The sequence below is a fragment of the Nautilia sp. PV-1 genome (assembly GCF_004006315.1).
GTDB classification, from domain to species: domain Bacteria; phylum Campylobacterota; class Campylobacteria; order Campylobacterales; family Nautiliaceae; genus Nautilia; species Nautilia profundicola_A.
Genome location: NZ_CP026530.1, coordinates 1,780,147 through 1,791,100, shown reverse-complemented (window position 1 = coordinate 1,791,100; position 10,954 = coordinate 1,780,147). Strand labels below are relative to the sequence as shown.

General features: G+C 31.4%; 14 protein-coding genes. 8 read left to right on the top strand and 6 right to left on the bottom strand.

What is annotated here, in order from left to right; all coding sequences use genetic code 11:
* Positions 1-61 precede the first annotated feature (61 nt).
* The 3 genes from ruvC to C3L23_RS09435 are packed head-to-tail and all read left to right on the top strand — an operon-like array spanning position 62 to position 1,611.
* Entirely contained in the window at positions 62-526 is a 465-nt protein-coding gene (gene ruvC / locus C3L23_RS09445; RefSeq protein WP_127682087.1) for a crossover junction endodeoxyribonuclease RuvC, read from the top strand.
* Positions 520-1,104: a trimeric intracellular cation channel family protein gene (locus tag C3L23_RS09440; RefSeq protein WP_127682085.1), complete on the top strand. Its 585-nt coding sequence runs from the start codon at positions 520-522 to the stop codon at positions 1,102-1,104. The genes ruvC and C3L23_RS09440 overlap by 7 nt, the downstream gene beginning before the upstream one ends.
* A gap of 36 nt (positions 1,105-1,140) precedes the next feature.
* Entirely contained in the window at positions 1,141-1,611 is a 471-nt protein-coding gene (locus C3L23_RS09435; RefSeq protein WP_127682083.1) for a hypothetical protein, read from the top strand.
* Between the two features lie 4 nt (positions 1,612-1,615).
* Here C3L23_RS09435 and C3L23_RS09430 read toward each other — a convergent pair whose 3' ends face one another.
* The 5 genes from C3L23_RS09430 to kdsA are packed head-to-tail and all read right to left on the bottom strand — an operon-like array spanning position 1,616 to position 5,819.
* Positions 1,616-3,964 carry an EAL domain-containing protein gene (locus C3L23_RS09430; protein WP_127682081.1) on the bottom strand — a complete coding sequence of 783 codons (2,349 nt, stop codon included), beginning with the start codon at positions 3,962-3,964 and terminating at the stop codon, positions 1,616-1,618.
* Positions 3,951-4,367 carry a transcription antitermination factor NusB gene (gene nusB / locus C3L23_RS09425; RefSeq protein ID WP_127682079.1) on the bottom strand — a complete coding sequence of 139 codons (417 nt, stop codon included), beginning with the start codon at positions 4,365-4,367 and terminating at the stop codon, positions 3,951-3,953. The genes C3L23_RS09430 and nusB overlap by 14 nt, the downstream gene beginning before the upstream one ends.
* Positions 4,367-4,561, bottom strand: a complete 195-nt coding sequence (locus C3L23_RS09420) for a hypothetical protein (RefSeq protein WP_127682077.1) — start codon at positions 4,559-4,561, stop codon at positions 4,367-4,369. Before C3L23_RS09420 ends, nusB begins: the two co-directional genes overlap by 1 nt.
* A complete protein-coding gene (gene ribE / locus C3L23_RS09415) occupies positions 4,558-5,025 on the bottom strand; it encodes a 6,7-dimethyl-8-ribityllumazine synthase (RefSeq protein WP_127682075.1) in 468 nt (155 codons plus the stop codon). The genes C3L23_RS09420 and ribE overlap by 4 nt, the downstream gene beginning before the upstream one ends.
* Positions 5,022-5,819, bottom strand: coding sequence for a 3-deoxy-8-phosphooctulonate synthase (gene kdsA / locus C3L23_RS09410; protein ID WP_127682073.1), 798 nt, complete (start codon positions 5,817-5,819; stop codon positions 5,022-5,024). Before kdsA ends, ribE begins: the two co-directional genes overlap by 4 nt.
* Before the next feature lie 90 nt (positions 5,820-5,909).
* On the opposite strand from kdsA, the gene C3L23_RS09405 reads away from it, so the two are divergent.
* The 5 genes from C3L23_RS09405 (at position 5,910) to C3L23_RS09385 (ending at position 10,605) form a co-directional block, all read left to right on the top strand.
* On the top strand, positions 5,910-7,952 hold the full coding sequence (locus C3L23_RS09405; protein ID WP_127682071.1) for an EAL domain-containing protein: 2,043 nt from the start codon (positions 5,910-5,912) through the stop codon (positions 7,950-7,952).
* Entirely contained in the window at positions 7,952-8,674 is a 723-nt protein-coding gene (dapF, locus tag C3L23_RS09400) for a diaminopimelate epimerase (protein ID WP_127682069.1), read from the top strand. Before C3L23_RS09405 ends, dapF begins: the two co-directional genes overlap by 1 nt.
* A gap of 88 nt (positions 8,675-8,762) precedes the next feature.
* Positions 8,763-9,281 (top strand): thiol peroxidase, encoded by a 519-nt coding sequence (gene tpx / locus C3L23_RS09395; protein ID WP_127682067.1) that lies wholly within the window; start codon positions 8,763-8,765, stop codon positions 9,279-9,281.
* Between the two features lie 85 nt (positions 9,282-9,366).
* Complete coding sequence (locus C3L23_RS09390; RefSeq protein WP_127682065.1) at positions 9,367-9,783, top strand: MarR family winged helix-turn-helix transcriptional regulator; 417 nt, start codon at positions 9,367-9,369, stop codon at positions 9,781-9,783.
* A 9-nt stretch (positions 9,784-9,792) separates the two neighbouring features.
* On the top strand, positions 9,793-10,605 hold the full coding sequence (locus C3L23_RS09385; RefSeq protein ID WP_127682063.1) for a peptidylprolyl isomerase: 813 nt from the start codon (positions 9,793-9,795) through the stop codon (positions 10,603-10,605).
* On the opposite strand, the gene C3L23_RS09380 is transcribed toward C3L23_RS09385, so the two are convergent.
* On the bottom strand, positions 10,606-10,950 hold the full coding sequence (locus C3L23_RS09380) for a DUF3343 domain-containing protein (RefSeq protein WP_127682061.1): 345 nt from the start codon (positions 10,948-10,950) through the stop codon (positions 10,606-10,608). It abuts the gene before it with no gap.
* Positions 10,951-10,954 lie beyond the last annotated feature (4 nt).

Below are 10,954 nucleotides of genomic sequence, written 5' to 3'. Positions count from 1 at the left end.
CATTTCATTCACATAGTGAATAGCATGTGAATAATTGTTGAACATAGTGTGAAAGGCTTTAATGAAAATATTGGGAATTGATCCGGGAACCATAAAATGCGGTTATGCGATTATAGAAACCAGACCGAAACTTACTCTTATAGACGCAGGATTTATAAAAATTACGGAAAAAGAGCTTCAGTATCAGCTTTCACAGCTTATAGAAGGTATTGATATGATATACGACAGCTCCATTGACGAAGTGGCTATTGAAGACATATTTTTTGCTTATAATCCCAAAACAGTTTTAAAACTTGCGCAGTTCAGAGGAGCGCTTTCTCTTAGAATACTTCAGATACACGGAAATTTTAGCGAATACACACCCTTACAGGTCAAAAAAGCGGTTACCGGAAACGGTAAAGCAAAAAAAGAGCAGGTTGCTTTTATGGTTAAAAGAATACTCGGAATAAAAGCCGATATAAAACCTCTTGACATTACTGACGCTATAGCGGTTGCCATAACGCATTCACAGAGGGTAAAATGTTAGAGATTACCGATATTATTGGAATAATCGCTTTTGCCATAAGCGGATTTATCATAGGTGTCAGAAATAAGCTCGATTTATTGGGAATTGCCATAAGCGCATTTTTAACGGCTCTTGGGGGCGGTATTATCAGAGATGTTTTGGCAGACAGGGCAATATATTCTTTTACAAATATAATACCCGGAAGCATTGTTTTGGCCGTTATAGTAACTGGAATATACTTTAAACTGCATGAATACGATTTTGAAAAAAAAGATCTGTTTTTAATAAGCGATTCGATAGGGCTGGTATCATTTTCTATTTCTGGAAGCATTGTGGCGCTTAATTCAGGATTTAACGTTTACGGAGTTGTTTTTTTGGCTCTTATTACGGCAGTAGGCGGAGGAATGATAAGAGATATTCTGATTAATAAGATTCCTTTTATATTAAAAGAAAATTTTTACGGAAGCGTAAGTATTTTTGTAAGTATATTTTTATATATTTTTGGGATTACTGATGTAAATATAATATTAATTTTGATTATAGGAGTGATAATTAGGGTAATTGCACATAAAAAAAGTTGGAAATTGCCTACTTTTTGATGTATAATATTTATACATCATTTTAAAGGAGAAGGTATGAGAGTAGGTGATTTGGTAATCGTTGCTACGCTTGGTGAAATTAAAGCTTATGTTGCAAATCCTAGAACTCCGGAAGCGGAAGCGGGATTAAAACCTAACGAAATAAAATTAGATTTAATAGCATCAATAGATATTTTAACAGCTCATAAAAGAGTAAGTGAACTCGTAACGGGTATAGAAGGTGCTAATAAACCAGGATTTTTAAACAGGGCTTTCAGCGGAGAAAACCATAATTTAAAAGCTGAAATATATAAAGAAGCGGTAAAATCAGTTGCCGAAGATATTGATATGCTTATAGACAAATACGGTGATAAAAAAGTCTTTTTATCTCTTCCTAAACATATTGCGAAAGACGTACTGGATAATGTAAAAAATAGATCAAAAATTTACAGAATTGTTGAAAAAGATCTTCTTAAAACAGATAAAAACAAACTTATTGACGAGTTTAAACCTGAAATTTTAAAATAGGGGGTTATTTCAGACCCTCTATATTAAACGGTTTTGAAAAATGATATCCTTGAGATGCGTCTACATTAAGCTTTATTAATTCCAGATACAATTTTTCATTTTCTACAAACTCAGCTATTGTTTCGAAATTAAAGTCTTTTGCAATTTCTACAATTCTTTTTAGAAGTTTTTTCAGTTTTTCGTCTTCTAAAATATCTTTTACCAGTGTGCCGTCTATTTTAATGATGTTTATTGGTAAATTTTTAATTAAATAAACAAAATTTGAATATCCACTGCCAAAATCGTCTATAGCTATTTTAACACCCATTTCAGACAGACTGTAAATTACGTCATTTATTTTTTTATCAGATATCATCTCTTCGTCTTCAAGCAGTTCTACTGTTAATTTGTGTGCTACATTGTATTCATTTATTTTTTCTGTAAGATGTTTAACAAACTGGTCGTTTTTAAGGTCTCTTAAAGAAAGATTAATAGAAAAATTATAAGGAAGTTTAGAAAATTTATTAAAGCATTTTTCAATGATAATTGTTTGAAGAGCTTCATACTGGTGTGTTTTTTTGGCAATTTCAAGAAAATGAAACGGGGTATAAATTTTATTATTATGTTTTATTCTCATTAAACATTCATATTTTTCAACCTGTTTGGTTTTGTTGTTTATTATAGCCTGTACGTAAGGTATAACATTGTCGTTTTCTATTGCTTCGTTTATTATTTTTTTCCATTTCAGATTTTCTTCAAATTCTTTTAAAATAGGAAGTTTTTTATTATATACTATTATCTGTTTTTTTCTTTTTTTTGCGTATTTCAGGGCCGTATCGGCTTCTGCGAGCGTTTTTCCGATACCTACGGTAATATTTATTTTTATTTCTTCATTTCCTATTTTGAATTTTAAACTTTTAAGTTTCTCAATAATATCTGAAGAGATATGTTTCAATTTTGCTGGTGTTTTTTCTATAATAGCGTATTCATCTCCTGAAAGTTTATATGTTTTTTGAATTTTATTTAAAAACTCTCCGAATTCTTTTATCAGTTTATCACCTTCTTTTACACCGAAGAAGTCGTTTATTTCTTTGAAATCGTCTATGTTGATGATGGCTATGTATTTGTCTTCGAAATCATTGATCAGTTTTTCTCTGTTAGGAAGGTTTGTAAGGTTGTCCGTAAACATGTTTTTAGTCAGTTCTTTTGTTTTTTTATGAACTTCGTTTTTTAAATTTTTATTTAGGTCTTCAAGCATTTGGTTTTTGGTGTTTATTCTTTTTTCAAATTCGTCTATTATTTTTTCGATAATAGCGTTTTGTTTTTTTATTATATAATCGGCTATAAGTAAGATTATAAAAAATATCAGTAAATACAGACCTGATAAAATTTTCAAATCTTTTTTAAATATTTGTTCTTTTTTTTTGATGACATTATCAATATCATCTATAAAAACACTTGTAAATATGAGCCAGTTCCATGGTTTGTACAGTTTTACATATGAAATTTTAGGTCTTATAACTTTTGTTGAATATTTATAAAACCAGTATGTTACAAATCCTTCACCGGTGGTATTGGCGATTTTAAGATATTCTTTTCTGTAAAGCTTTCCTTTTGCGTCTTTTTTGTCGTCGCTTAAAAGTTTTCCGACCATTTTGGGATTTACCGGAAGAGCTACCACTTTTGCGAAATTTTTCCCGCCTTTATAATTAAGTATTTCAGCTATAGATATATATCCATGATTTTTAGGACCGAATCTTACGTTGTATATAATTTTTATAATTTTATGTTTTACCATTTTGTCTATTTCTTTTTTATATATAGCTGCTGTCAGTAAATATTTATCAAATATATGTTGATATGTTATTTTATCACCTAGTGATGTATGATGTTTAAAATATATTTGATTAATATTTTTATTCAGCAGTGTTTTTATTAATTTAATTCTTTTTGTATGGTTAAAATCTTCCATACTGCTATAAATAAGGTTTCCTTTCAGGTCTGTAAGGGCCCAGTGGACAAATGGAGTTACTTTATCGATATAATTCATAATATCATAAAGATGATTTTCATTTTTTTGAAGAATTTTAACTGCGTTTATATTGGAAGTTTTTAAAAATTTTTTTACTTCTTTTAATTTTTCTTGTCTTAACGTACTGATTAATTTTATTATATTATTAACTTGATGTTCCATCATATTTTTTTGATTTTCGATGTAATTGTTTTTTATTAAATATATTTCTGTCTGATATTTTTCATACATTATAAAAAAAGTAATGGCAAAAGAAGCAAAAGTTAAAAATATTAAAATAGAATATGTAGCTACTATATTGTGTCTTAATATTTTTTCTTTTAAAGTTTCAATTTTTTTCATTAGTTGGTTTTTCCTTGGCAACCTTGTCCAAAATACCGTTTATGAAACTTTTTGCTTTGTCTTCTGAAAAATTTTTTGCTATTTTTACAGCTTCGTCTATTACGATCTGATAAGGAGTGTCGGTATACAGTATTTCGTATATTCCTACTCTCAGTATCTGTTTGTCTACTTTGTCCAATCTGTCAAAATCCCAGTCAATCAGATGATTTTTGATGATTTCGTCAATTTCATCAATATGTTCTAAAATACCTTTTAGAAGTTTTTTTGCAAATTCGGCTTTGCCGCCTTTTACTTTTTTGTCTTTCAGTATTTCTTCAAACTGCTCTATTGCCTGGTCGTTACCCATTTCCTGTGCATATAGCGTCTGTATTACAGCTTCTCTAGCATGTGTTATCGTAGCCATTATTTCCTCCAAAGTTTTATAGTTATTAATCCTAATGCAATAAACATTTCAGGAATTAATAAAAGTGCTAGTTTTTCCGTTGTTACGGGAGTAAAAAAATATTTGAAAAATCTCAAAAACACCCCCGTTAAAATTAAAATCATTATTGAAATCAGGATTGAAAAATCCAGTGTGTTTTTTATATTAAAATTCAATTTATCTCTTTGTAAAGATTAATCATTTCGATCAGTCCAAGCATTGCCTCAAAACCTTTGTTTCCGGCTTTAGTTCCGGCCCTTTCAATTGCCTGTTCGATGGTGTCTGTTGTTAAAAGACCGAATGTTACGGGAATATCCGCCTGTAAAGTAGTATTGGCAATACCTTTTGTAGCTTCGGCCGCTACGTAGTCAAAATGAGGTGTCGCTCCTCTGATTACCGCACCTACACAGCATACTCCGTCATATTTTCCTGTTTTGATGGCTCTTTTTAATCCGAAAGGAAGTTCAAACGCACCGGGGACTAATATCAGTTCCAAATTTTCTTCTTTTCCGCCGTTTCTTAAAAACGCGTCTTTTGCGCCTTCAACCAATCTGTCAGTTATCAGATGGTTAAATCTGCTGGCTATTATAGCTATTTTTTCGTTTCCGTTTAACTGTAAGTTTCCTTCAATTATTTTCATTTATTCTCCTTGCAATTTGTTATACACTCAATTTCTTTTAATGTTGTTTCCAATGTATCCGGTGTAATCATATTAAGCCCGTCGCTTAGAGCCTCATCAGGATTATAATGTGTTTCAAAGAAAAATCCGTCTATTCCCACAGCTGCTGCCGCTCTGCTTAAAACAGGCACATATTCCCTTTTACCGCTGCTTTTGCCTCCTGCGCCTCCGGGCATCTGAACAGCATGTGTAGCGTCAAATATTACTGGTGCGTATTCTCTCATTATATATAAACTTCTCATATCCACCACAAGGTTTCCGTATCCGAATGTTGTGCCTCTTTCTGTAAGCCATACACCGTGTTTTTGAGCGTTTTCATATGTCGCTTTATTACATCCTCTTGTCTGCAGCACTTTAAGGACAGAATATTTCATATCGGCCGGATTCATAAACTGTCCTTTTTTAATATTTACGATTTTGTCGGTTTTTGCCGCTTCAACCAGCAAATCCGTCTGTCTGCATAAAAACGCCGGTATCTGAAGCACGTCTACTACCTCGGCTGCCTTTTTTACCTGCCAGGTTTCGTGCACGTCTGTTAGTAATTTATATCCGAATTTTTCTTTAACTTCGTTTAAAATTTCCAGGCCTTTTTCAATTCCAGGGCCTCTGTAGCTGTTTAAAGACGTTCTGTTTGCTTTATCGTAGCTAGCTTTGAAATAAAATTCATATTTGTCACTGTACGGTTTTAAATATTCCGCTATTTTAAAAATCTGTTCTTTGCTTTCTATTACACAAGGACCGGAGATTAATATCATTACGCACCTTTTATTTTTATTAAAATTATATCAGATATTTTTAATTAAACATTTAATGCTATAATACACTAAAAAGAAAGACCGGAAAATATGTATAAAAATAAATCGAAATTAATACCGAAACTTATAATAGGCTTGCCGGTTGTTTCGGTTTTACTGACTATATTATTTATAAGTTTCGGTACAATATTTACAATAAAACAGACTTTTAAAAAAGAACTTGTACAGACTGAAAAGAACTTTTTTAAAAATTTGAAATTCACTACCAAAAAAAGAATAAATATTACCTACAATATTATCGAAGCCCTGTATAAAAGCAATCCGAACGACAAAAATAAAACGCTTAAACTTATTCAAAGCGTTATGGATAAATTAAGATGGCCTGACAACGGATATATTTTTATATTTGATTCAAAAGGCAATACGATTTATCACATTAACCATAAATACATTGGTCAAAACAGGTGGAATGTAGTCAGAGACGGACAGAAAATAGTCCAGCTTATTATTAAATCGGCCCTTAAACATCCTGACGGAACGTTTGTAGAATACGCAGCTTATTTTCCTAACGGCAAGTCTATGGAAAAAATATCTTATGTGAAATATTTCAAGCCTCTTGATATGATAATTGGGACTGGTATATATCTAAACAGTTTAAACAAAGATCTGATTGCGAAAAAAAACAAACAAAAACAGCTTTTAAACAGTCTAATTAAAACAATTGTGATCGTTTCACTGATCTCTATGATTATAACTCTTGTAATCATGTATATACTTTCCGATATCGTTAACAGAATATTTAAGGTTTACGATAATGCATTGCAGAAAGAAAAACATAAACTGTTTTTGCAGGCTAACTACGACAATCTGACAGGTCTATGCAACAGAGAGTGTTTTATGCAGAAATTAAAAGACATTTATTATGAAGCAAACAGGAAAAAAGAAAAATTTGCCGTATTGTTTATAGATATAGATTATTTCAAACAGATAAATGATTCGGACGGTCATAAAGTAGGGGATAAGGTATTAAAAATATTAGCTGACAGATTAAAAAGCAGTGTAAGAAGATCCGATATCGTCTCAAGATTCGGAGGAGATGAGTTTTTGATAATATTAAAAGGCGTACATTCCGTAGAAGACGTAGCCTTATATGCCCAGAGGATTCTTGCTAATATAAAAAGGGAAATTGTTGTAAACAATAAAAAATATTACCTTTCAGGAAGTATAGGAATAAGCATGTATCCTGAAAACGGAGAGGATCTTGATAAACTCATTGTTTATGCGGATGTCGCAATGTATAAATCAAAAAAAGACGGCAAAGACAGATTTAATTTTTATAATTCCGAATTTACTAAAAAAGCCGAGAATTTCATAACTTTAAAAGACGATATTTTAAGAGCGCTGAAAAAGGGAGAGTTTGAAATATATTTTCAGCCTCAGTTTGATAAAAATGAGTATCTTTACGGGAGCGAAGTGCTTGTTAGATGGCATCATCCAGTAAAAGGTTTTTTATATCCTGAAAGTTTTATCCCTTCTGCCATAGAAATGGGACTTATAGACAAAATTGATTTATTTGTTTTTGAATCTGCCGTTAAACAGTATAAAGAGTGGTATTTAAAAGGGTATTATCCGGGGGTGATGTCATGGAATGTAACTATGTATCAGCTTCAGAAAAAAGAGTTTTTGCAGCAGGTTAAAAATATTATTCAAAAATACGAAATAGACCCTAAAATTCTTAATCTGGAAATTACGGAAGAAAGTATTATGAATGATCCTGAAACGTCAATTAAAATGCTGAACGAAATAAAAAAACTCGGAATAAGTATAAGTATAGACGATTTTGGTACCGGTTATTCATCATTGGCTTATTTAAAAAAGCTGCCTATAGATAAAATCAAAATCGATCAGAGTTTTATTAGCGATATTCCTTATAACAGGGATGATGTTATAATTACAAAAGCGATTATTAATCTCGGCAAAAACCTCGATCTGCTTACAGTTGCAGAGGGTGTGAAAAATAAAATTCAAAGACAGTTTGTAATAGACAAAGGCTGCGATTTTATTCAGGGGGAATATTATTCAATGCCTATATGCGCTGAAGAATTTGAAGAAAAATATTTAAGGACATATTAATGGTTGTATATAAATATTCTGCAAGCGGAAATGATTTTGTTATTTTCCATACATTTATAAAAAAAGACAGGAGTTTATTGGCAAAAGAGCTGTGTGACCGTCAAAACGGAATAGGGGCGGACGGTTTAATCGTTATACTTCCGCATGAAGAATATGATTTTGAATGGCAGTTTTACAATTCCGACGGTAGCATTGCCGAAATGTGCGGAAACGGAAGCAGGGCGGCTGCTCATTATGCTTTTATAAACGGTCTGGCACCTGCAAAAATGAGATTTTTGACTATTGCGGGTGTTATTGAAGCGGAAGTGGACGGAGATAAAGTGGAATCCCAGTTAACTCCGCATAAAGAGATTAAAGAAATAAACGAATGGAAACTTTTTGATACGGGTGTTCCGCATTTGGTTAAAATTGACAGTATTGATAATTTTGATTTACAAGAATGCAGGGATTTAAGATATAAACACAATGCAAATGTGAATGTTGCTGAGGTAAAAGACGGCAAACTGTATGTAAGAACGTATGAAAGAGGCGTGGAAGATGAAACGCTTGCATGCGGGACAGGAATGTGCGCAAGTTTTCTTTTGGCCAGGGAAAAAGGATTAGTGGGTAATGAAGTAACAGTTTATCCAAAAAGCGGTGAAGAATTACAAATAAGATTAAAAAACGGTCGTTTATATTTTAAAGGCAGAGTAAAAAATACTTTTATTGCACAATATAAGTAACAAAATGCAACACTTCTAAATAAAAGATAAAAATACTCTTTTTTATTTTTTTCCTTTCTGTTATACTTCAATAAAAAAAGGATTAAACATGCCAACATTAACAAAATTAAAAGGAAACGATGTAGCACTTTACGGAAATCAGGTAAACGTAGGAGACAATGCACCGGTTGTAACGCTTCCGAACAGAGGATTAGAAGAGGTAACTGTAGGAGGAGCTCAGGACAAAGCTCAGTTAATCGTAGCCGTGCCTAGTCTAGACACTCCTGTATGTGCAATGGAGACTGCTAAATTTAACAATCAAGCGGCATCTGTTGAAGGAGCGACTGTATATGTTGTATCTATGGATTTGCCGTTTGCCGCAAAAAGATTCTGTTCAACTGAAGGAATTGAAAATCTTCAAGTACTTAGCGACTTCAGAGACAAATGTTTCTCAGCTGCATACGGAACACTTATAGCAGAAGGACCGTTAAGAGGATTAAGTGCAAGAGCTGTATTCGTAGTAGGAAAAGACGGAAAAGTGGTATATAAAGAATTAGTTGACGAAATTACCGCTGAACCGGATTATGAAGCTGCTTTAAACGCTTTAAAAGAAGCTGCGGCTAAATAATTCCTCTTCTCTCTTTTTTATAATCATCTACTTGACTTAATTAATTACACTTGCAATAATTGCATAATCAATTGAAAGGGTTTTTATGCAATATAATAAAGAAACGTCAGTCGGTTACGCACTCACTACAACATTAAATTTGCTTAGAAAAAATTTCAATAGGGAAATAAAAAATTATGATTTAAGTTCAGAGCAGTATGGTGTTTTGAAACTCGTTTCAGAATCAGAAAAACTGACACCGACACAGATATCCGAACTTTTAAACAGGGACAAGGCTACTATTACCAGAATTATTAAATCTTTGGATCATAAAGGCTTAATACAAAAAGAGAGTATTAATAACCGTTCTTTTTATATCAAACTGACAAAAAACGGCAGGGAAATGTTGAAAAAAGCCGATGATATTGCGTTTAAATACCATAAAATGATAATGGATAAAATCGGAGAAAAAGATATAAAACATATGCTTGAAACATTAAAAAAAATCAGAGAATTATTTTAAAGGATTTAAATGAAAAAATTACTGTTTACATTAGGACTGGTAATATTATTAAACGCACAGGTGATAGATAAAATAATTGCAACTGTTAATAATATTCCTATTACTTCATATGAAGTTGACACAACTGCAAAAAAAATGAATATTTCTAAACAGAAAGCTTTAAATTATCTTTTGGATCAAAAACTTATTCAGAGCGAAATAAAAAAAAGAGGAATAGAAGTTGATGATTTTGAAGTAGAAAACGCAATGGAAAAGATTGCTAAACAAAACGGGCTTAGTTTATTCGAATTTAAAAACATATTAATGCAAAAAGGCGAATTGGATAAAGTAAAAAAACAGATAAAACAGAATCTTTTAAAAGAAAAGCTTTTTGATCAGATTGTTCAGACTAAATTAAATATATCTGACGATGAAATAAAAAATTATTATAAAAATCATAAAAATGATTTTAAAGTTTTTAATACTGTCCAGGTAACAAAATACAGTGCGAATAACAAAGAAATATTAAATAAAATAAAATCAAATCCTTTAGCTAACGCAAATGTAAAAACGTCTACTCAGGTTTACAGTTATAATGAATTGCCTGTAGGACTTTTATTTTTATTTAAACAGACCAAAGTAGGGGAATTTACTCCTATTATTAACGACGGGTTAGGATATAGCATGTATTTTATTGACAGAAAAGACGGAAGTGCGTATATACCGTTTGATAAAGTCAAAAACGCAATAGCAAATAAAATTGCGGCTGAAAAAAGAGAAATGATTTTAAAAGACTATTTTTCCAAACTGAAAAACAGAGCTTATATAAAATTTTATAAATAATTATATTTTACATGTTCCTTTTTCATTTGGAACAATTTCTCCTTCTATTTTTTTAAATCCGTTTTCATATTTCCAGATTTCAAAATTTATTCCTTCTTTTAATAAAACATCTTTAATAGTTTCTTTGTCAGTAGTCAGTATTGACACTCCGCAGTCTTCAAATATTTCGTCAGGTGTCGGAATTGATTTGATATTGTAGTCTTTTAACAGTTTTTCAGCTTTTAATCCGGTTGGAATATCTTCAAAATGAAAGTAATAATACCTGTTTAAATCATCAGTCAGTTTGTAAACAAGTTCTTTAAAATGAAGTCTTACTCCCGCAGGTAAGTATTTTAATTCAGCCATTTTT

Coding starts and splice junctions, on each gene's coding strand:
- ruvC (WP_127682087.1), top strand. CDS start 62: ATGAAAATATTGGGAATTGATCCGGGAACCATAAAATGCGGTTATGCG.
- C3L23_RS09405 (WP_127682071.1), top strand. CDS start 5,910: ATGTATAAAAATAAATCGAAATTAATACCGAAACTTATAATAGGCTTG.
- C3L23_RS09380 (WP_127682061.1), bottom strand. CDS start 10,950: ATGGCTGAATTAAAATACTTACCTGCGGGAGTAAGACTTCATTTTAAA.
- ribE (WP_127682075.1), bottom strand. CDS start 5,025: ATGAAAATAATTGAAGGAAACTTACAGTTAAACGGAAACGAAAAAATA.
- C3L23_RS09385 (WP_127682063.1), top strand. CDS start 9,793: ATGAAAAAATTACTGTTTACATTAGGACTGGTAATATTATTAAACGCA.
- C3L23_RS09430 (WP_127682081.1), bottom strand. CDS start 3,964: ATGAAAAAAATTGAAACTTTAAAAGAAAAAATATTAAGACACAATATA.
- nusB (WP_127682079.1), bottom strand. CDS start 4,367: ATGGCTACGATAACACATGCTAGAGAAGCTGTAATACAGACGCTATAT.
- dapF (WP_127682069.1), top strand. CDS start 7,952: ATGGTTGTATATAAATATTCTGCAAGCGGAAATGATTTTGTTATTTTC.
- C3L23_RS09390 (WP_127682065.1), top strand. CDS start 9,367: ATGCAATATAATAAAGAAACGTCAGTCGGTTACGCACTCACTACAACA.
- kdsA (WP_127682073.1), bottom strand. CDS start 5,819: ATGATATTAATCTCCGGTCCTTGTGTAATAGAAAGCAAAGAACAGATT.
- C3L23_RS09435 (WP_127682083.1), top strand. CDS start 1,141: ATGAGAGTAGGTGATTTGGTAATCGTTGCTACGCTTGGTGAAATTAAA.
- tpx (WP_127682067.1), top strand. CDS start 8,763: ATGCCAACATTAACAAAATTAAAAGGAAACGATGTAGCACTTTACGGA.
- C3L23_RS09440 (WP_127682085.1), top strand. CDS start 520: ATGTTAGAGATTACCGATATTATTGGAATAATCGCTTTTGCCATAAGC.